Source organism: Corynebacterium axilliensis, from assembly GCF_046097495.1.
In the GTDB taxonomy this organism is placed as follows: domain Bacteria; phylum Actinomycetota; class Actinomycetes; order Mycobacteriales; family Mycobacteriaceae; genus Corynebacterium.
The window spans coordinates 415,833-433,158 of record NZ_CP175768.1 but is presented as its reverse complement, the minus strand read 5'-3'; the positions used below and the strand labels follow the sequence as shown (position 1 = coordinate 433,158).

Here is a 17,326-nt window from a genome sequence, read left to right as displayed (position 1 = left end):
CAATTAATGGGACGTAGATTTCATCATATGGGAGAGTATAGCGCAGTTTCAGGAATTAAGGTGCTCGATCGCGCCGTTGCCATCATGATGGCCGCCACCAACCGGCCATCCACCCTCAACGAGCTTTGCGAAACTACTGGTTTGCCCCGCGCAACCGCCCACCGGCTCGCCACGGCGCTGGAAGCACACCGCATCCTTACGCGCACCCCCGATGGAAAGTGGGGCGCGGGCCCTGCGCTTCCCGGCAACCGGGATTGCATCATCGAAACCGCCGGCCCCATCATGGAGGAACTCCTCCAGGCCACCGGGGAATCCGTCCAACTCTATGAGGTCTCCGGCACCACCCGTACGTGCATCGCTACCCGCGAGCCGGAGGCTGGCCTGCACAACGTCGTCCCCGTAGGCCGCCAGCTTCCCCTCACGTCCGGGTCCGCGGCACGAGTCATCGCCGCCTTCGCCGGCATCCACGTGCCTGATGCGACTTTTAGCGAGCACGACATCGAGCTAGCCAAGGAAGATGGCTACTCCGTGTCCATCGAGGAGCGCGAGGCCGGCTTGGCCTCTATCTCCGCGCCCGTCTTCGATGGCGCTGGGACCTTCATCGCCGCCCTGTCCGTCTCCGGCTCCGCCGAGCGCTTCCGCCCCTCTCCTGCGGACAAGTTCGCACCTATGCTTACCGCCGCAGCGCAAAAGCTCAGCGACGCCCTCGCGGCCGACGCCTAAGCGCGCCGAAACGCGGGGGACTTAACACCTACACGGGAAGGCCAAAGTAGACCGCCAGGCCGCGCAGGCCGTCGACCCCCTTGCTACTGGTGGACGACAGCGCTTCGCCGCGCTCCTGCGCCTCCCGGATCGGGTTACCCGGTTCCCGGTTGGGGCGGCGCGGCACAAAGCCCTGGTGCGGCAGCTTCGCCAGCTCATCCGCGTTGGGTACGCGTGCGTAATTGGAAAAGGTCAGGTGCTGCCCGTTCCGGTTCACCTCAGTAATTCCCTGGTAGATACCCACGACACCCGGGCGGCCCGCAACCGACACCGGCCCTCCGCTATCTCCCGGGGAGGTCGGCATCCCCACCGCATAGTGCATGCCGGGGAACACGCCGGGACCATGCACGGCCTGGCCACAGTGCCGCCCGGAGTACCTTCCGTCGATACACACCGAGGTGCCATCGGCAGGCGGCGGCGCCATACCGTCGCCCGTGAGCGGATTGCCGCCGGGCAGAGTACCGCCCGCAAACTGGATGTACGCCAGATCGTGACCGGCTGCACCAGATGGGCTAAACCAGCGCAGGGTGCCCACATGCTGCCCCCACTCGGTGTAGATCTGGTCACCGTCCAATCCGCAGTGCGCAGAAGTCCACGCGCGGGCCGGCTCCACGTAGCCCACGCTGCAGGCAGTCCCGTCTGTGGCCACAATCTTCTGACCCTGCGCGATCGTGACCTGCTCTTCTGCCATCGCCGGCGCCGCCACAGCAGACAATGTGGTCAGCGCTAGCACCGCCCCGGCGAGAACCCCCGCGCGGCGGCGTCCCCGAGTTTCGCGAACCTCGCGAGAAAACTTGCTTATCATGCGTTTCACAATAGCGCTCTGCCGAGACATCGCTACTCAGCCCCCGGAATCTACCCCCATACCCCCGCTATTGAAATTGAACTGAAAATAGGATTTACTGAAAACAGATTGAAAATCACCACGACACCAAGGAGTTGCCATGACCCACACCGTTCATGACGAGCACACCCACACTCACGGCGAGGGCTGCGGCCACGTCGCCTTCCCGCACAACGATCACACCGACTTCGCTCACGACGGCCACATCCACCGCGAGCACGAGGGACACTGGGACGAGTGCGAGACCACCGAGCACCACGTTCATGAGGATCACGCTCACGAGCATGGCGAGGGCTGCGGCCACGTTGCCATCCCCCACGGCGATCACGTGGACTACCTCCACGACGGCCACCGCCACGCCGCCCATGAGGGCCACTGGGACGACCACTAAGGTTGCCTGCCCACACGGCACCCCATCGCACGCTGCCCACTCCGAAACCTTGCCGCTACACGGCGTTCGGTTGGGCAGCGTTCCCCGTTTTACTGCAGGTGCACACAAATTCCCGTTATGGTGGTCCCATGAGTTCCTCACGACCATCCCGTATGTTCACCACCCTCGCGGCTGTAGCCGCCGCTGGACTCATGGCCGCGGGATGCTCCACACAACCGGACACTGCTGCCTCCCCCAACTCCGCGGCACCCGCACAGGGCAGTACAACCTCGTACCCGGCCTTCAGGCCGCTCAACGACGACTCTGAGGTCCCCGTCCCCCGCGAGGAAGAGCCCGCCGCCCCGCAGCCGACGGTGCCAGGCGCCGCGGGGGGCGCCAACCCAGACACGCGGCCGCAACAGGTTCAACAAGCACAGCAAGGCCAGCAGGGCCAGCAGCCTCAGGCGGCTACTCAACACCAGACCAATGAGGCCGCCCGCAAGGCCACGATGGACCACATCTACGGGCAACACCCCAAGAACGGTGCCACCATCAACGTCTACGGAACCCAGGCGCAGGTTTGCCTCATGGGCGATGGGTACCACATCGGCATCACCATGGCAGCACCCAATACGAGCTGTGATTTCGCCGAAACTGCAACGCGAACCCTGTTGAACTTCGCCCCTGGCTCCCGCGTCGATCTCCGCCACTACGTCCCGGCAAACATCACTGTCAACAGTCCAATCACCCAGAAGGACTACGACCTATCTTGCCGCGTTGACGAGCATGAAATCATTCGCTGCACCGGCGGCGACAACGCTGAGGTTCTCATTGTGTAGGAACTGGGGTTAGAGGGTTAAGGGGCAGACCCTTTTGACCCTTGACCCAGAACCGCACAGAAAAAGAGTGGCACGCGCTTTCGCGTGCCACGCTCGCAGTTTGTACCCCGTACGGGATTTGAACCCGTGTTACCGGCGTGAGAGGCCGGCGTCCTAGGCCGCTAGACGAACGGGGCTCGTTTAGCTGTCCGTTGCGGACTTGCTAAACACTATCAGGATCCCCAATAAGTTCTACAAATCCCCAGTACATGACCATTTTTACCCAAAGAAAAACCCGAAGCTCATTGCCTTTTGGCGGCGGTGGTGGAGCAGACACTCAGTCGGCCGAGATGCGGATCGAATCAGTGGTTATTCCGCAGGCGCGCCGGAGGCGGCTGAGGCCGAGGTGCTACTTCCCATCGCTCGAGCTTCGGGGTGACGCGCTGGCTCTAGCTGCATGAGGTACGAGGCTCCTGCTTCGCTCGATAGTTGGCTTGAAGAAGTCGTGGATTCTGGCGTTGCCGCCTAGTGCCTTCTGCTAGAGTCGCGTCGGCGATAGTGATGATTGTCAGCTTCTGCCATCCGCTCTCCTTCCTTTCGGGAATGTGCTGTACCTGCAGTGTATGCCCAGCACAGGCACACCGGAAGGACTTAGACCAATTGGGCGCAGGTTTGCCCCCTGGTTATGATTTTCACCCCGTTCAACCATGCGCTTTTGCATGCCGGTAAGGGGTAGCCCCAGACCACTTCCCTGCTCCAGCAGACCCTTTACTTGCAACTGTTGCAACTGATAGACTTGCACTAGTTGCAAGCAAAGGAGTGTGGACATGGAAAACAACCTCAAGGTCGTTCACGACGCCCAAGCGCGAACCGCATGGACGCAGAGTTGGTGGGCCGTGGCGCTCGTGGCGCTAGGTGTTGGCTGCGGGCTCGCCGCATGCAAAGCATCGTGGTGGTACGCCCTGGCAATACTGGTTCCGGTTTTCGTCCTTGGCTATCTCCTCAAGGACAAGATTGCGAACCCCTTCGTGCGCCCGGACCCCAATATGGGACCAGGCAACGATCGCGCTACGTGGTCGCGGGTACTACTCCCCTTCGCCATGATCATGTCCACCACGCCGACCCCGGACTCGTGGCCGTGGATGATCGTCAGCGGTGTGGTTGTCTCCGCGGCCACGGCGTGGATGCTCTACGAGAACCGCAATGCAGCAGTAAAGGGCATCAATGCCTAAAGAGCACGAGGACCGACCACCAGAATTGGATCCGGTCATCCACCCCATCAACCGGCTCAAGATTTGCGCCACGCTATTCTCCGCTGGCGCTACCGTGGGCCGCCAGATGAAGTACGCCACGCTCTCTCAGCTCACCGAGCTCCCTGCGGACACGTTGTCCAAGCAGCTGAAGCACCTTGAAGACCACGGCTATGTCAGCCGCACCCGGGAATACGGCTCCACCCGCGCCAAGGACTCCGTGTGGGTCGCTCTCACCGATTCGGGCACCCAGGCCTACACCGAGCACGTGGAGGCCCTCAAGGCGATGACAGAGGGCCTCTAAGAAGCTAGAAGCTCCCCACCCACTGTTCGATTCGCTCATGCAGGACGGGAAACTCCGTATAGCCGTCGCTTTCAAGGAAGTGCCGGCCACCGCGAACGCGTATCGGAGTGGCCGCAAGCGCCTGGCCCAGCTCTTGCGTCAAGTCTGGGTCGACGAGGGCATCATTGTCAGAAAAGAAGACCTCTACATGACCGGTGCGAGCCGCGATGCGCGGCAGATCGACGCGCGCGTGGTCGATGAATTCATCCAGCTCTGGGATTACGCGCAGCTTCTCCACGAAGCCGGAAACGATAAACAGACCCGGTAGTTCCCACTCGCCTTCGAGCGCCGTGAGATAGTGCAGCGCCGCAATCCCGCCCAGGCTATGCGTGATGATGCAGGTATCCCCATCTGGGCGGCCAATGTCGGCGCTAAGGGTGTCTACCCATGCGGAGAGTTGCGGCGTGTGGGGCGTTGGCAGCGCAACCGTGTGGACCGTGTGTCCGGCAGCGTTCAGCTGGCGCTCTAGCCACGGGAACCAATGTTTTCGGGGCCTGCTTGGTAGCCATGAACAATAAAGAAGTGCATGAGGCCGATACTAGAAACAATAGAAAAAGAGTGGCAAGCTTTTACTGCTTGCCACTCTTCAGTGGTACCCCGTACGGGATTTGAACCCGTGTTACCGGCGTGAGAGGCCGGCGTCCTAGGCCGCTAGACGAACGGGGCATAGAACTGTGACCGCCACCTTAAAGGTGGTTATCACTGCTGGCCTACCAGGACTCGAACCTAGAATGGCGGTACCAGAAACCGCTGTGTTGCCAATTACACCATAGGCCAATATTGCTGTGAACTTGCTCGGGACTGTAACCCCTCGCCGCTCGCTGCAACGGTTTATAACTATATCCAGCACACCCGATCCACACAAATCGCCTGGCCAGATACGATTTTCGGGGCGTCGAGAGTGAACTCAAACGCCCCGAAATTACACCTCTGTGAGACTACTCAGCGCTCCACGGAGTCACGGCGAGAGCGGCCTTGAGGCGAGCCAGCGTGGACTCCTTGCCCAGCAGCTCCATGGACTCAAACAGCGGCGGGGAGACCTGCTGGCCAGAGATGGCTACGCGCAAAGCACCGTAGGCCTTGCGGGGCTTGAGCTGGAGGTCGTCGATAAGCGCTGCGGAGAGCACCTTCTCGATGTCCTCCGCCTTCCAGGAGTCGAGCTCCTCCAGCTTGGCAATGGAAACCTCGAGGGGCTGCACAGCCTCCTCCTTGAGGTTCTTCTTGGCCGCCTTGGCGTCGAGCTCCAGCTCCGCATCCGGAGTCGTCAGGAAGGACAGGAGGCCGTAGGCATCACCGAGCATCTTGATGCGGGTCTGCACCAGCTCCGCAGCGAAGGCGAACTTCTCCTCCGGGTAATCCGCCGGGAAGTCGGTGTACTCGGTGAGGTAATCACGCAGGCGCTGCGTGAAGTCGGCCGTGTCGAGCAGACGGATGTGGTCGGCGTTGATTGCCTCGAGCTTCTTCTGGTCGAAACGAGCGGGGTTGCCCAGCACGTCATGCACGTCGAAGTTGGCAACCAGCTCGTCGACGGAGAAGATGTCCTTGTCCGCGGAGAGGGACCAGCCCAGCAGGGACAGGTAGTTCAGCATGCCCTCCGGAATGATGCCGGCATCGCGGTGGTTGAACAGGTTGGACTGCGGATCGCGCTTGGACAGCTTCTTATTACCCTCACCCATCACGAACGGCAGGTGGCCGAACTCCGGGGTCTGCTTGGCAATTCCCAGCTCAATGAGCGCCTCATAGAGGGCGAGCTGGCGCGGGGTGGAGGACAGTAGATCCTCGCCGCGCAGCACGTGAGTGATACCCATCAGCGCGTCATCGACGGGGTTGACCAGGGTGTAGAGCGGCGCGCCATTGGAGCGGGCCACCACGTAATCCGGCTGGGTCTCCGACTTGAAGGTCATCTCGCCGCGGACCAGGTCGTTCCAGGACCAATCCTTGTCCGGCATGCGCAGGCGCCACACCGGCTTGCGACCCTCCGCCTCGAAGGCGTCGATCTGCTCCTGGGTGAGGTCACGGTCGAAGTTGTCGTAGCCCAGCTGCGGGTCGCGGCCGGCCGCCTTGTGGCGCTCCTGAACCTCTTCGTTGGTGGAGTACGCCGGGTAGACGTAGCCGCCGTCCTTGAGCTTCTGCAGGACATCCGCGTAGATGTCCATGCGCTGGGACTGACGGTAGGGCTCGTCGGGGCCGCCCACGTTGACGCCCTCGTCCCAGCCCATGCCGAGCCAGTTAAGGGAATCGATGATGGCCTGGAAGGACTCCTCGGAGTCACGAGCAGCATCGGTGTCCTCGATGCGGAAGATGAGCTTGCCGCCGGTATGGCGGGCGTAGGCCCAGTTAAACAGGGCCGTGCGGACCATGCCCACGTGGGGCGTGCCGGTAGGTGACGGGCAAAAACGTACGCGGACGTCGGAAGTTGTTTCAGTCATGTCCCCCATCGTAGTTCAGCCCCTGCTCGACGCACCGCCCGCCCCACTTGGGGGTAAATGAATCAGGTTTCCACTAAGTGCACGCAGGAACTTTCCAGTTTCACTTAACTGGAATGATATTCATTCTCTATAGTGAAGTCCTCACGTAAGAACTGAAGAAAGGTCTCCCACCGTGGCACGAACCCGCTACGCGGCACTGCTTACCTGCGCCGCGCTCTTCGCCTCCCCCGCTACCGCTGTCGCCGGGCCCGACGACGGCAAGCACGTGGCCACCCAGACCCACATCGACTCCCCCAAAGCCTTCTGGGAGAACGACTCGCTCACCCTCAAAACCCACCAGCCGGACACCGACTCCGACCTCGCAGACACCGTGGCCTGGGTAGGCAAGGGCTGGGGCAACAACGACACCCCCCAGTACCAGTTCACGGTTCCTGAAGACCCCGCACTCTCCTTCGCAGGCACAACCGGTAAGACCTACTACTCCGCGCCCGCCACCGTGAACGGCAACCAGAACCCCATCTGGATTGGCTTCGGTGCCGATACCGAACTGCCCGTAGATAGCTTCCGCGACAACATCGCTTCTCTCGACCTGCTCAGCGTGGACGGGCCCGGCGAGGTGGAGATGTTTGGATACTTTCCCGGCCCGGGCGGCCTGCAGCGCTTCTTCGGCACGAGCGAGGGCGCCCCGCGATCTGCCTGGCTGACCAGCGGCACGCACACGCACAACTACACCGTCTTTTCCAAGCCCGGACGCTACCGGCTTACCTACCGCACCACCGCCCGCGACAAGGACGGCATGCTCATCACCTCTGCGCCCACCACCACCTCCATCCAAGTGGGCGGCCAGCGGCCGGCAGACAATGCCACCCCGACGCTGCAGGAACGCTTCGATGCCGCCCCGTCCGGTGACCCCAGCGCAGAGAACTACCAGCTCAGCATCGCGCCGAAACAGAAGGTGGACAAGCCGGGCGACGAGCATCTGTCCACCATCGACTTCACCGGTGGTTCCGACGGCACGCTCACGCTGCTTATCGACGGCTACTTCCTCACCGATCTCCCAGTCAAGGATGGAAAGGCCCACTGGGAGGAACTCCTCGGACCGGAGGCGTCCTCCCTCCAGGCCGTCTACACCCCGGCGGGCGCGAAGCCGCGGTGGGTATCGGAGAAGCTCTCCTACACCGAGGGCGCTACGCTGCGCACCACCTCGCAGAAATCCGAGGACTCCTGGACCGACACCGAGAATACCCGCCAGCTCCAGAGCGAAGACGAGGTCACGGTCTCCGATACGGGCCTTGTCGCCCGCGCGGAACCCGCCGGCGAGGGCGCAACACGCATCGTCGTGGAGGCAGCGGATAAGAAGTTCAACGGCTTTGTCCACGGTGGCTTCTTCAGCCCGGGAAGCAAGCTTCCGGATATCGACTTCGACGGGGTGATGACCAACGGCCGCGCGGACTTCGTGGTGGGCGCCGACGACATATACAACGGCAACACCATTCGTCTCGACATCCTGCCTCACCCCACTGTCACCACGGCCGGGACATCCCTCACGCTGAGCGATGACTTCGCCTACGGCACGACGTATAAGGCACACGGCGAGCTGGGCACGACCGACCCCGCGCCCGCGGAATCGCCGGAAACGCCGGCTGAGACCGAGAAGCCCGCGCCGCCATCCACCCCGGGCACCGGGCGCTGCACGGACAAGGTCGTCCTGGACCACGGACACGTCGACATCGCCGCCACCCGCGACGGTGATTCCTTTACAGCTCGCCTGAAGGACGAAACGGCCATCGTCGACAAGCAGGCCGTTGAGCGCCCGCTCGATGACGTGGTCCTAGCCGTGCACGACAACGCCCGCCGCCCGCGCCCGCAGGCGCTAGCAGGAAAGGAGTTCGACTACCTGGGCAGCGACAAGTTCTATTTGCTCCCGCAAACGCAGCAGCAGGGCATCATCTGGCCGGGATATAACACCCAGTCCCTTAAGTACAGCGACTTCAAGGACGGCCGCGTCGACCTCACCATTGAGCCGACCTCCATGCCGGACGGCGGCAACGTGGGCATGTTCCTCACCGAGGGCATGGGCAATTCCTTTACCCCGCTTTTGAACACCGCGGAGGGCGACACCACCGTGGAGACCACCTTTGCCTCCCATACCCACGCCAACTGGGCCTTCACCAAGCCGGGAATCTATGAGCTCACGGTCACCTATTCCGCCACCACCCGCGACGGTAAGGACATTACGTCGCAGCCCCAGACGCTCACTGTGGCGGTGGGCGACGCCGCCATCGAGTCCTGCGTGAGCGGGAAGGGCGGCAACGAGTCCGAGCAGCCCTCCGCCCCTCACGAGCCGAACACCCCGTCGCGAGAGGATAGCTCCTCCGAGCGGGTCTCCAAGGGACTGTGGAGCCTGGTCCTGCCCGTCGTGTTGGCCGTTATCTTCCAGGCTTTCCTCAACTTCTTCAACGACCACCGCGCCCAGATTGAGTCCCGCCTCAGCGGACTCCTCCCGCACTAGCTGTCCATTCCCTCACCATCACCGTCACTTTCTAGACAAAGGAGCTTTCTCCCGTGGTCCCTGCTCTTTCCCGCCATGCACCGCACCGGGGTACGTTGCTTGTACACGGCACACGCCGAGTCGCGGCTGCGGTCGGCGCGCTGGTTCTGGGCTTCCTCTGCGCCCCGCTATCTCCCGCTTGGGCGCAAGGCCAGGTCTTTGACTCCGGCCACGTCGATGCCTTCTACGTCACCGCCCCCGAAGGGCAGCTCACCCTGGGGTTGAAGGAAGACATCACCGGCAGTGGTGTGACCCACCCCGGCGACGATGTCACCCTCAGGGTCTCCGAAGACGCCTGGAACGACGCCACGGAAGGCGTCAGTGGCATCGGCACGCCGACGTATTACCTGCCGCAGACCCAGGACAGCGCGCTGCTGTGGCCGGGATGGGACACCCAGCCGGCGCAATCCGCGGGCTATACGGACGTCGATTTCGAATTCGTGGAGGTCACCGGCCCCGGCGATATCTTCGTCTTCGAAACCGCCGGTTTCGGCGACGTCCAACCGGTCACCAACGCCGGGGAGATGGATCTTGTCAGCGGCGACGTCATCAACCAGGCCTACCCGGCGCACCGCCACGTCAACTGGGCATTTACGGACCCAGGTCTGTACACCATGACCGTGCAGGCGGTCTCCAACGGCGATGCCAGCAATCAGGTCACCTACACCTGGGATGTCGGAGATGGCGAAGCCGCCCCGCGCGATGATGACGCAGAGGGTTCTACAGAAGACACAGGAGAAGGCACAGCTGATGGCACTGCCGACTCTGAATTCGACTCAGAAGACTCAGCTGGTGCAGACGGTGCTGGCGCCGCAGGCGCTGCCGATTCCGCAGCTCAAGCCAACGGCGGCTCCCATGCTGCCGGGGGCACAGCGCACCACAGCAAGAACCAGCAGGGGAAGAACGGCGTCAACAAGTCAGCCCAGAAGAACTCGCAGGAGAAAACCCGCCGCGAGCGCGGTTCGCAACGCCACGGCAGCACCGCTGCGCAGGGCGAGGAGTTGGCCGCTGCCGCTGAGACCGGCTCCTACGACAGTGGCGCCAACCTGCTGCCCTGGGGCATCGGCATACTCGGTATCGGCATGCTGGTGCTAGGGCTAGCCGTCGCCCGTCTCGCGCTGGCCGGGAGGCGCGAGTAATGCACCAGAATTCACCGCGCTTCGCTGCGTTCGGCATGGTGGGCGCCCTCGCCTGCTGCGCACTGGGGGTCTCGGGCTGCTCGGTACCGGCACGCGGCGAGGCTGACTCCGAGAGCCTGCAGGTCGTAGCGACCACCCCGATCCTCGCGGACGTGGCTACGCAGGTGGCCGGTCCAGACGCCCATGTGACCGCCCTGGTACCAGCTGGAAAAGATCCACATACCTTCGAGCCCAGCCTGCGCACGGTGCGCGATATTGCCAACGCAGACGTTCTGCTGGCCAACGGCCTGCTGCTTGAGCCACAAAATCTCATGAAGGCGATGCGGGAGTCCTCCGATGTGCCCGTCACCGAGGTTGCTGACCAGGCCGCTACCCGCGGCGCCACGCTCGTACCGCTGGTGGAAAATGTCGCGCTCGACGCCATCTGGTTGGGACTGCGCGTGCGCAACGCCCCCGCGGGTCGCAACAGCGTGGACATGCGCATGGTCAGCGCCGATGGCCCCGGTGACGTGGCGGCCTACGTGGTCTCCACGTTTGGCACGCCTGAACCCCTGTTCAACTCCGCGGACGGCGTCGACACCCGCGAGGATTCCACTACCTTGCCGGCAAATGCTCACACCCACGTGTCCTGGGCGTTTAGTAAACCTGGAATTTACCGTGTGAGGTTTGCCGCCACCGGCGTCAAAGACCAGGGCCTGACTGTCGCGGTGGGCGTGGCCCCGCCGGACGGGATGCATGCTGTGGACGAGGGCCACGTGGACATCACCGCGGACCTGGACGCCGGCACGATCGGCCTGGAGGACCAGGGTGAGCGCTTCGATCCCGCAACGACGGCACTGGCCATTCCCTCCTCCACCCTGCAGGAGATCCCCGCGGATGCCTCCTACCGCTTCCTGGGCAGGCCGGGCTCGGAGACCTACCTTCTGCCGCAGGCCGTGCTGGGCAAGCACATCCACGGTGAGGTCGATCCGCACCTGTGGCACAACGCCCGAAACGTCATGTCCTACGCCGAGGTCATCGCCGACCAGCTCGCACTGGCGGATCCGACCCACGGCGCCGACTACCGCGCCCGCGCCCAGAACTACGCCGCACAGCTGCAGGCCACTGACGCCGAGGTGCGCGACCTTATTGGCAGCATCCCGGACCGCGCGCGCCATCTGGTTACCCCACACCACGGCTACGCCTACCTGGAGCAGGGCTACGGCATTGACATCGCTGGCTTCGTCACGCCCAACCCAGCCATCGAGCCCTCGCCGCGCGACGTCATCGCGCTGCGCCGCACGTTGGAGAACCTGCAGCTGCCTGCCGTCTTCGTAGAACCCACCCAGCAGGCAAGCACGGACGTCATCACGGAGGCCGCCGACTCCCTCGGCATCGCGGTGTGTCCCATCTATGGCGACACGCTCGATGACCGTGTGCCTACCTACCTGGATCTCATGCGGTTCAACGCGAATTCCCTGCACCGCTGCCTCACCGCCCCGACCCCCACCCCGCAACAACCCCAAAACCCAAACAACTCTGACGAATGAAACGAATCAGGAGAATTCCCATGCATAAGCTCACCACACCCCTGGCAGCCACCATTACCGCCGCCGTCCTTGCCTTCGCCCCCTCCGCCGCGTGGGCGGGCGACCTAGCCCAGGTGGTCAGCGGCGACGAACAGGTCGCCCCGGCGGGTGAAGAAGCCACCATCGACCATGGCCATGTGGACCTGGGCCTGCAGGTCATCGATGGACACGCAGACTTCCTCGCCCGCGACGATTCCGCAGCCACCCCGGTGTGGCGCGCCCTCGACGACGTCGTCTTTGACGTCGGCGACAATGCCACGCTCACCCTTCCGGAGGACGAGGCCTTTTCCTTCGTCGGCGCGGAGCCTGGCGCGCAGGTGTGGGTCGTCCCCCAGACCGAGCAGGCGGAGGTCCCGTGGCTGGGCTGGAATACCCAGGCGCCCTCCCTGAACGAGTCCGTGGACCGCGGAGTCACCATGGAATTTTTGGGCCACACCGGGCCCGGCGAATTTTCCATGTTCCTCCAGAACGGCGGTTTCGAGCCGCCGCAACTGCTGTGGTCCACCGCGGAGAAGAAGACCGACGGCTTCTGGGTCAATCTGGGCACCCACACCCACGCTAACTGGGTCTTTACCGAACCGGGCATTCACCAGGTGCGCGTGCGCATGTCCGGTGAGGGCAAGAGCGGCACGGGCGATACAGCCGGCGCTCAAGGTAACGAGGTGTCGGCCGAGAGCGTGCTGACCTTTGCCGTCGGTGACGAAACAGACGTGGCAGAGGCTCAGGCCACCGAGTGGGACGAATCCGCCGCTGAACTCTCGGCATCCTCGGCGTCGCACTCCGGACTCGCCGGCGTTCCCGTCTGGATCTGGGTCCTGGCCGGTGCCGGCATCCTCGTCCTCCTCGGGGCCGTCGCCCTCGCACTGCGCGCACGGGGTGGTCACCGTGACTAAGCCCTACATTTGCGTCGACGAGCTCTCGGTGTCCCTCTCCGGGCACCGCGTGGTGGACAACGCCTCACTCACCGTTCACCCCGGCGAGTTCATTGGCTTGTTGGGCCCCAACGGCGCGGGCAAGACCACGCTCATGCGCGCCATCCTGGGGCTCATCCCCGCCACCGGCACGATTTCTGTCAATGCCCACCTGGGCTACGTCCCGCAGCGCCACGACGTGGAGTGGGACTTTCCCATCTCCGTGTCCAAGGCCGTCCTCAGCGGCCGCACCGGCCTGGTGGGCTGGTTGCGCCGCCCCGGCCGTAAGGACCGGGAGGCCGCGCGCCGGGCTATTGCACTGACCAACCTCGAAGAGTTTGCCGCGCGCCCGATTGCGCAGCTTTCTGGCGGCCAACGCCAGCGCGTCCTCATCGCCCGAGCGCTGGCCACGCAGCCGCAGGTGCTGCTTCTCGACGAACCCTTTACCGGCCTCGACGCCCCCAATACCGAGGACTTGCTGGTGCTTTTCGACGAATTGACGTCGCACGGCACGAGCGTGGTGATGTCTACCCACAACCTGTCCGAGGCCGCGCACTCCTGCTCGCGGCTGGTGCTCTTCAACCGCGGCGTCGTGGCCGACGGCCCGGCCGAAAAGCTCCGCCTCGACCCCGCACCGTGGAGCGCCGCCTTCGGAGTGAAACCTTCCTCGCCGCTGCTATCCGCGATTGGGGTGGCCGCATGATCGACATTTCCCTCGTCGAGTTCTTCCAGGACCTGGCCAACCCGCACCTGGACTTCCTGGCCCGAGCGCTTGCCATTTCCGTCCTTGCGGCGGTCGTTTGCGGCGTGGTGGGCTGCTTCGTGGTCCTGCGCGGCATGGCCTTCATCGGCGATGCCGTATCCCACGCCGTCTTTCCCGGCCTGGCCATCGCGTTCGTCCTGCAGGGCTCAGTTCTGCTCGGCGGCGCGGTGGCCGGCTGCGCGGTGGCCGTGCTCATCGCTTGTTTCTCGCAGCGCCGCACGGTCCGTGAGGATTCCGTCATCGGTATCTTTTTCGCCGCGTCTTTCGCCCTAGGCATGGTGATCATCTCCCGGGTCGACGGCTACACGGCGTCGCTCACCAGCTTCCTCTTCGGCTCGCTGACTGGAGTCTCACGCACGGACCTGTACACCGCGCTCAGCGTCACCGTGCTCATTGTCGGCGTTATCGTCCTGCTGTCCCCGCAGCTGACCGCCGCCTGCCTGGACAAGGAGACCGCCCGTGCCATGGGTCTGCCGGTCTTTGCGCTCGACATCGTGCTCTACCTCTGTGTCACCGGCGCGGTGGTCATCTCCGTGGGCACCATTGGCAACATCTTGGTCCTAGCTCTGCTCATTACCCCGGCGGCTACCGCCCGCCTCCTCACCGAGTCCCTCGGCTCGATGATGGTGACTGCAGCAGCCATCGGCTCGCTGGGCAGCTTCTTCGGTATCTACCTGGCCTGGGCCATCGACCTGCCGGCCGGCGCCACCATCGTCCTGTTGCTCACCGCCTGCTTCCTCGTGGCGTGGGCCATCTCCCCCGTCCTCCACTCCCGCCACCGCACGCCTCGCCCCGCCTCCCCGTCCCGACACAAGGAGTCCGTCACCTCATGAACCGCGTCTTCACCCACCGAGTCCTCGTCCTCAGCCTGAGCACTACCCTGGCCCTGACTGCCCCGATCTTGATGTCCGCCGCACCGCAGGCCCACGCCGCGAACACGGACGAGGCAACCGCCGCCACCTGCGATGCCGACTCGCGCCACGCCTTTACCCGCGGCCACCAGGATCTCGCCCTGCTGCAGGGCTCCAACGGCATTGACTTCGTCGCCCGCGACGACGAATCCCACCAGGACTACGCCTCCGGCGAGTTCTACGTGGAGGTGAGCAAAGAATTCGACGAGTCCGGCGCCGGTGACGTGCCCAGCCACGGCTGGCAGATCCCGCAGACCCAGGACGAGACCGTGCCGTGGGTGGGCTTTAATACGAGCCACGTCGACGACGAATCCGTCGTCAGCGATGCCACCCTGTCCGCGCAGCTGCACAGTGCCCCCGCGGGCGGGCGCATGGTGGGCTACCAAACGCAGCTGGGTGGGGCGGACATCGTCTTCGACTCCGACGATCCGGGTGCTGCCTGGGACTACCCCGATCACGCGCACAGCCACGTGGGCATCGTCTTCACCGAGCCGGGTGCGTACGCCGTCACCTTTACCTTCCACCTCAACGACGGATCCGAGCATTCCATCGACGTGCCCTTCCTCGTGGGAGGGGCCGATCCTTCCGAACTGTGCGAGCTCACCTGGGACTCGGAGGCCGGGGATGGCGATGCCTCCGGCGGCACCGCGAACCGCCCGCAGCAGCTGGCCAAGGACATCAACGACACGTCGAAGGCAATTAGCCGCCTGGATAAGACCATGGACAAGACCTTCAAGGAGGCTGACACCTTGGTCAACGGCGACACGCCAAAGGATGCGAAGAAGAGCACCGAGAACACGCCACGGCAAAACAGGAAGGAGAGCAGAAGGGACAGCACCGACAACAAGGACGGGGAGGACACCGCCGCCTCTCCCGCGCAGGACTCACGCCCGGCGTCGGGCGGCCAACGCGCCAACACCACCCGCCCCCAGCACGCAAGCCAGGCCCAGCCGCCCCAGTCCGGCGGTGGCTCGCGCGGTGGCTCGCGCGGCGCTAGTGGCGAAAAGGAAGCGAAGCCCACCACGCAACGCTCAACAGGCAAGCATTCCCGCAGCGCTGAAGCGCGGGATAAGGAGGACGCCACGCTTGCCGACACCCAGCCGATCCAGCCCTTAAGCTACGGCGCGCCCATGGTGGGCTTTTGGGCGGGGTTCCTCGCCGGCATGGGTGCCCTGGCGCTGCTCTTCGGCATCGGCCTGTTCGTGGCCGTGCAGTTCTTCCGCCCACGCCGGAAGGATTAAATTCAGGACCGATGTAAACGCGCAGGCGCGAAGGAACTAAAGTTGATGGTCATGTGTGAAAGCAGACCGTCTACTGCCCCTGACTTCCTCCTGTCCCGCGCGACAGGATCCGTGCGCACCCAAGGCGCACTCAGGACGTTTACCCAGGTCGACGACGCCGTGGGCGCCCTGCGCAGCGGCGCGGCGGAGATGGTTGTCGGCGCATTGCCCTTTCACAAGGGCGAGGATGCCGCCCTCACGGTGCCCGAGAAGATTATTCGGGAAGACGGTCCGCTGGAGCCCCACGCCTATTACCGCCGCGGTGCCCTGGGCGCCCGCGTCACCGGCTTCGATCCGGAACCGGATGAGCACCTGCGCCGCATCGAGGCGGCCATCGCCACCATCGAATCCTCCAAGCTGGACAAAGTGGTACTGGCCCGCGCTGTGGACATCGAGTTCCTCACGGCAGTGGACCCGCTGCTCGTGGCAGCACGCCTGATCGATATGTCCTCCCACCGCGATGGTTTCATCGCGGACCTCACCCCGGCCGGGCGGCCAGGCGCCATGCTCGTGGGTTCCTCCCCGGAGGTGCTCATCAAGAAGCAGGGCTCCACCGTCACCGCTTTCCCGCTCGCTGGTTCCGCGCCGCGCCACGCCGATAAGTCTCGGGACATCATGGCGGGCAAAGATCTGCAGCACTCGCAGAAGGACTTGGGCGAGCACGCCTTTGTTGTCGATCACCTGCGCCGCATCCTAGAGCCGCTGTGCACCAGCCTGGACGCCCCCACCACGCCAGAACTCATGTCCACCAATGAGATGTGGCACCTGGGCACGCCTATCGCGGGCACGCTGAAGAACCCGGACATGACGGCACTAGAGCTGGCCGAGCTGGTCTATCCCACCCCCGCCATCTGCGGCACCCCCACCGAGGCCGCCCAGGCACTCATTGAAACCGCGGAAACTGACCGCGGATTCTACGCCGGCGCGGTGGGCTGGTGTGATAACTCCGGCGACGGAGAATACATGGTGGCCATTCGCTGCGCGGAAGTCGCTGGCGATGGCCTCTCTGCTCGCGCCTGGGCCGGCGGCGGAATCGTGGCCGACTCCGAGCCGGACGCTGAGCTACAGGAGACCAGCGCGAAGCTACGCACCATTCTCAAGGCTCTCGGCCTCTAGGCCGGGCGAGTAGCCACCAGCACCACGTCGGTGTGGTGATGCGCGGCGCTCTAGGGTGACGACCTTAAGCTCCCACAGGTTTTCCGCCAGCCATGCGGGCATGTCCACCTCGTCCGATTCCATCTCGTGATGGACATAGAGCAAGGTGCTGCCGGGCGCGAAGTCGATGCCGAGGACATCCCATCCCTGTTCCTTCAACTAGAACGCATCGGCGCCTTCACCGCACCCGATGTCGAACGCCTGCCCCGGATGGAGGCCCGAGGCGGCGTCG

General features: G+C 64.2%; 17 protein-coding genes and 3 tRNA genes. 13 read left to right on the top strand and 7 right to left on the bottom strand.

The annotated features are described in order from the left end of the window. Window positions 1-27 precede the first annotated feature (27 nt). Window positions 28-723, top strand: a complete 696-nt coding sequence (locus tag ACKFR8_RS02120; RefSeq protein ID WP_296135030.1) for an IclR family transcriptional regulator — start codon at window positions 28-30, stop codon at window positions 721-723. A gap of 28 nt (window positions 724-751) precedes the next feature. Here the strand turns inward: ACKFR8_RS02120 and ACKFR8_RS02115 are convergent, their stop codons facing one another. Then, entirely contained in the window at window positions 752-1,567 is an 816-nt protein-coding gene (locus tag ACKFR8_RS02115; protein WP_296135028.1) for a hypothetical protein, read from the bottom strand. A 139-nt stretch (window positions 1,568-1,706) separates the two neighbouring features. Here ACKFR8_RS02115 and ACKFR8_RS02110 point away from each other — a divergent pair, with 139 nt between their 5' ends. Next, a complete protein-coding gene (locus ACKFR8_RS02110; protein ID WP_296135025.1) occupies window positions 1,707-1,997 on the top strand; it encodes a hypothetical protein in 291 nt (96 codons plus the stop codon). 128 nt (window positions 1,998-2,125) lie between these two features. Continuing rightward, window positions 2,126-2,815, top strand: coding sequence for a hypothetical protein (locus ACKFR8_RS02105; RefSeq protein ID WP_408930470.1), 690 nt, complete (start codon window positions 2,126-2,128; stop codon window positions 2,813-2,815). 103 nt (window positions 2,816-2,918) lie between these two features. On the opposite strand, the gene ACKFR8_RS02100 is transcribed toward ACKFR8_RS02105, so the two are convergent. Next, window positions 2,919-2,991 (bottom strand) — tRNA-Glu (locus ACKFR8_RS02100). A gap of 630 nt (window positions 2,992-3,621) precedes the next feature. Between ACKFR8_RS02100 and ACKFR8_RS02095 the strand changes: the two genes are divergently transcribed. Together ACKFR8_RS02095 and ACKFR8_RS02090 are read left to right on the top strand one after the other, a co-directional pair. After that, the gene (locus tag ACKFR8_RS02095; protein WP_306506895.1) at window positions 3,622-4,026 is read left to right on the top strand and encodes a hypothetical protein; all 405 of its coding nucleotides are present in this window, start codon (window positions 3,622-3,624) and stop codon (window positions 4,024-4,026) included. Next, window positions 4,019-4,348, top strand: a complete 330-nt coding sequence (locus ACKFR8_RS02090) for a transcriptional regulator (protein ID WP_296135246.1) — start codon at window positions 4,019-4,021, stop codon at window positions 4,346-4,348. The genes ACKFR8_RS02095 and ACKFR8_RS02090 overlap by 8 nt, the downstream gene beginning before the upstream one ends. A 4-nt stretch (window positions 4,349-4,352) precedes the next feature. Here the strand turns inward: ACKFR8_RS02090 and ACKFR8_RS02085 are convergent, their stop codons facing one another. The 4 genes from ACKFR8_RS02085 to gltX all read right to left on the bottom strand — a co-directional run bounded on the left by ACKFR8_RS02085 (window position 4,353) and on the right by gltX (window position 6,825). Next, entirely contained in the window at window positions 4,353-4,844 is a 492-nt protein-coding gene (locus ACKFR8_RS02085) for an RBBP9/YdeN family alpha/beta hydrolase (protein WP_408930964.1), read from the bottom strand. Window positions 4,845-4,977: 133 nt separating this feature from the next. Further along, window positions 4,978-5,053: transfer RNA gene (locus ACKFR8_RS02080), tRNA-Glu, on the bottom strand. A gap of 39 nt (window positions 5,054-5,092) precedes the next feature. Beyond that, window positions 5,093-5,164 (bottom strand) — tRNA-Gln (locus ACKFR8_RS02075). Window positions 5,165-5,325: 161 nt separating this feature from the next. Continuing rightward, window positions 5,326-6,825 (bottom strand): glutamate--tRNA ligase, encoded by a 1,500-nt coding sequence (gene gltX / locus ACKFR8_RS02070; RefSeq protein WP_296132574.1) that lies wholly within the window; start codon window positions 6,823-6,825, stop codon window positions 5,326-5,328. Between the two features lie 163 nt (window positions 6,826-6,988). Between gltX and ACKFR8_RS02065 the strand changes: the two genes are divergently transcribed. Genes ACKFR8_RS02065 through ACKFR8_RS02030 form a run of 8 tightly spaced genes read left to right on the top strand, consistent with a single transcriptional unit; the run spans window position 6,989 to window position 17,055 of the window. Further along, window positions 6,989-9,328: a choice-of-anchor M domain-containing protein gene (locus ACKFR8_RS02065; protein ID WP_408930469.1), complete on the top strand. Its 2,340-nt coding sequence runs from the start codon at window positions 6,989-6,991 to the stop codon at window positions 9,326-9,328. A 53-nt stretch (window positions 9,329-9,381) separates the two neighbouring features. Beyond that, on the top strand, window positions 9,382-10,506 hold the full coding sequence (locus ACKFR8_RS02060; RefSeq protein ID WP_408930468.1) for a choice-of-anchor M domain-containing protein: 1,125 nt from the start codon (window positions 9,382-9,384) through the stop codon (window positions 10,504-10,506). Further along, on the top strand, window positions 10,506-12,035 hold the full coding sequence (locus tag ACKFR8_RS02055) for an anchored repeat ABC transporter, substrate-binding protein (RefSeq protein WP_408930467.1): 1,530 nt from the start codon (window positions 10,506-10,508) through the stop codon (window positions 12,033-12,035). Before ACKFR8_RS02060 ends, ACKFR8_RS02055 begins: the two co-directional genes overlap by 1 nt. A 20-nt stretch (window positions 12,036-12,055) precedes the next feature. Continuing rightward, on the top strand, window positions 12,056-12,967 hold the full coding sequence (locus ACKFR8_RS02050; RefSeq protein ID WP_408930466.1) for a choice-of-anchor M domain-containing protein: 912 nt from the start codon (window positions 12,056-12,058) through the stop codon (window positions 12,965-12,967). Next, entirely contained in the window at window positions 12,960-13,688 is a 729-nt protein-coding gene (locus tag ACKFR8_RS02045; protein WP_408930465.1) for an anchored repeat-type ABC transporter ATP-binding subunit, read from the top strand. Before ACKFR8_RS02050 ends, ACKFR8_RS02045 begins: the two co-directional genes overlap by 8 nt. Next, window positions 13,685-14,581, top strand: coding sequence for an anchored repeat-type ABC transporter permease subunit (locus ACKFR8_RS02040; protein WP_408930464.1), 897 nt, complete (start codon window positions 13,685-13,687; stop codon window positions 14,579-14,581). The genes ACKFR8_RS02045 and ACKFR8_RS02040 overlap by 4 nt, the downstream gene beginning before the upstream one ends. Then, window positions 14,578-15,900, top strand: a complete 1,323-nt coding sequence (locus tag ACKFR8_RS02035) for a choice-of-anchor M domain-containing protein (protein WP_408930463.1) — start codon at window positions 14,578-14,580, stop codon at window positions 15,898-15,900. The genes ACKFR8_RS02040 and ACKFR8_RS02035 overlap by 4 nt, the downstream gene beginning before the upstream one ends. 51 nt (window positions 15,901-15,951) lie before the next feature. Next, window positions 15,952-17,055: an isochorismate synthase gene (locus ACKFR8_RS02030; protein WP_408930462.1), complete on the top strand. Its 1,104-nt coding sequence runs from the start codon at window positions 15,952-15,954 to the stop codon at window positions 17,053-17,055. Here the strand turns inward: ACKFR8_RS02030 and ACKFR8_RS02025 are convergent. Next, window positions 17,023-17,253 (bottom strand): hypothetical protein, encoded by a 231-nt coding sequence (locus ACKFR8_RS02025; protein WP_408930461.1) that lies wholly within the window; start codon window positions 17,251-17,253, stop codon window positions 17,023-17,025. The two genes, ACKFR8_RS02030 and ACKFR8_RS02025, sit on opposite strands and share 33 nt — an antisense overlap. Between the last annotated feature and the right edge of the window lie 73 nt (window positions 17,254-17,326).

Coding starts and splice junctions, on each gene's coding strand:
- ACKFR8_RS02090 (WP_296135246.1), top strand. CDS start 4,019: ATGCCTAAAGAGCACGAGGACCGACCACCAGAATTGGATCCGGTCATC.
- ACKFR8_RS02105 (WP_408930470.1), top strand. CDS start 2,126: ATGAGTTCCTCACGACCATCCCGTATGTTCACCACCCTCGCGGCTGTA.
- ACKFR8_RS02040 (WP_408930464.1), top strand. CDS start 13,685: ATGATCGACATTTCCCTCGTCGAGTTCTTCCAGGACCTGGCCAACCCG.
- ACKFR8_RS02115 (WP_296135028.1), bottom strand. CDS start 1,567: ATGATAAGCAAGTTTTCTCGCGAGGTTCGCGAAACTCGGGGACGCCGC.
- ACKFR8_RS02095 (WP_306506895.1), top strand. CDS start 3,622: ATGGAAAACAACCTCAAGGTCGTTCACGACGCCCAAGCGCGAACCGCA.
- ACKFR8_RS02030 (WP_408930462.1), top strand. CDS start 15,952: ATGTGTGAAAGCAGACCGTCTACTGCCCCTGACTTCCTCCTGTCCCGC.
- ACKFR8_RS02055 (WP_408930467.1), top strand. CDS start 10,506: ATGCACCAGAATTCACCGCGCTTCGCTGCGTTCGGCATGGTGGGCGCC.
- ACKFR8_RS02110 (WP_296135025.1), top strand. CDS start 1,707: ATGACCCACACCGTTCATGACGAGCACACCCACACTCACGGCGAGGGC.
- ACKFR8_RS02120 (WP_296135030.1), top strand. CDS start 28: ATGGGAGAGTATAGCGCAGTTTCAGGAATTAAGGTGCTCGATCGCGCC.
- ACKFR8_RS02050 (WP_408930466.1), top strand. CDS start 12,056: ATGCATAAGCTCACCACACCCCTGGCAGCCACCATTACCGCCGCCGTC.
- ACKFR8_RS02035 (WP_408930463.1), top strand. CDS start 14,578: ATGAACCGCGTCTTCACCCACCGAGTCCTCGTCCTCAGCCTGAGCACT.
- gltX (WP_296132574.1), bottom strand. CDS start 6,825: ATGGGGGACATGACTGAAACAACTTCCGACGTCCGCGTACGTTTTTGC.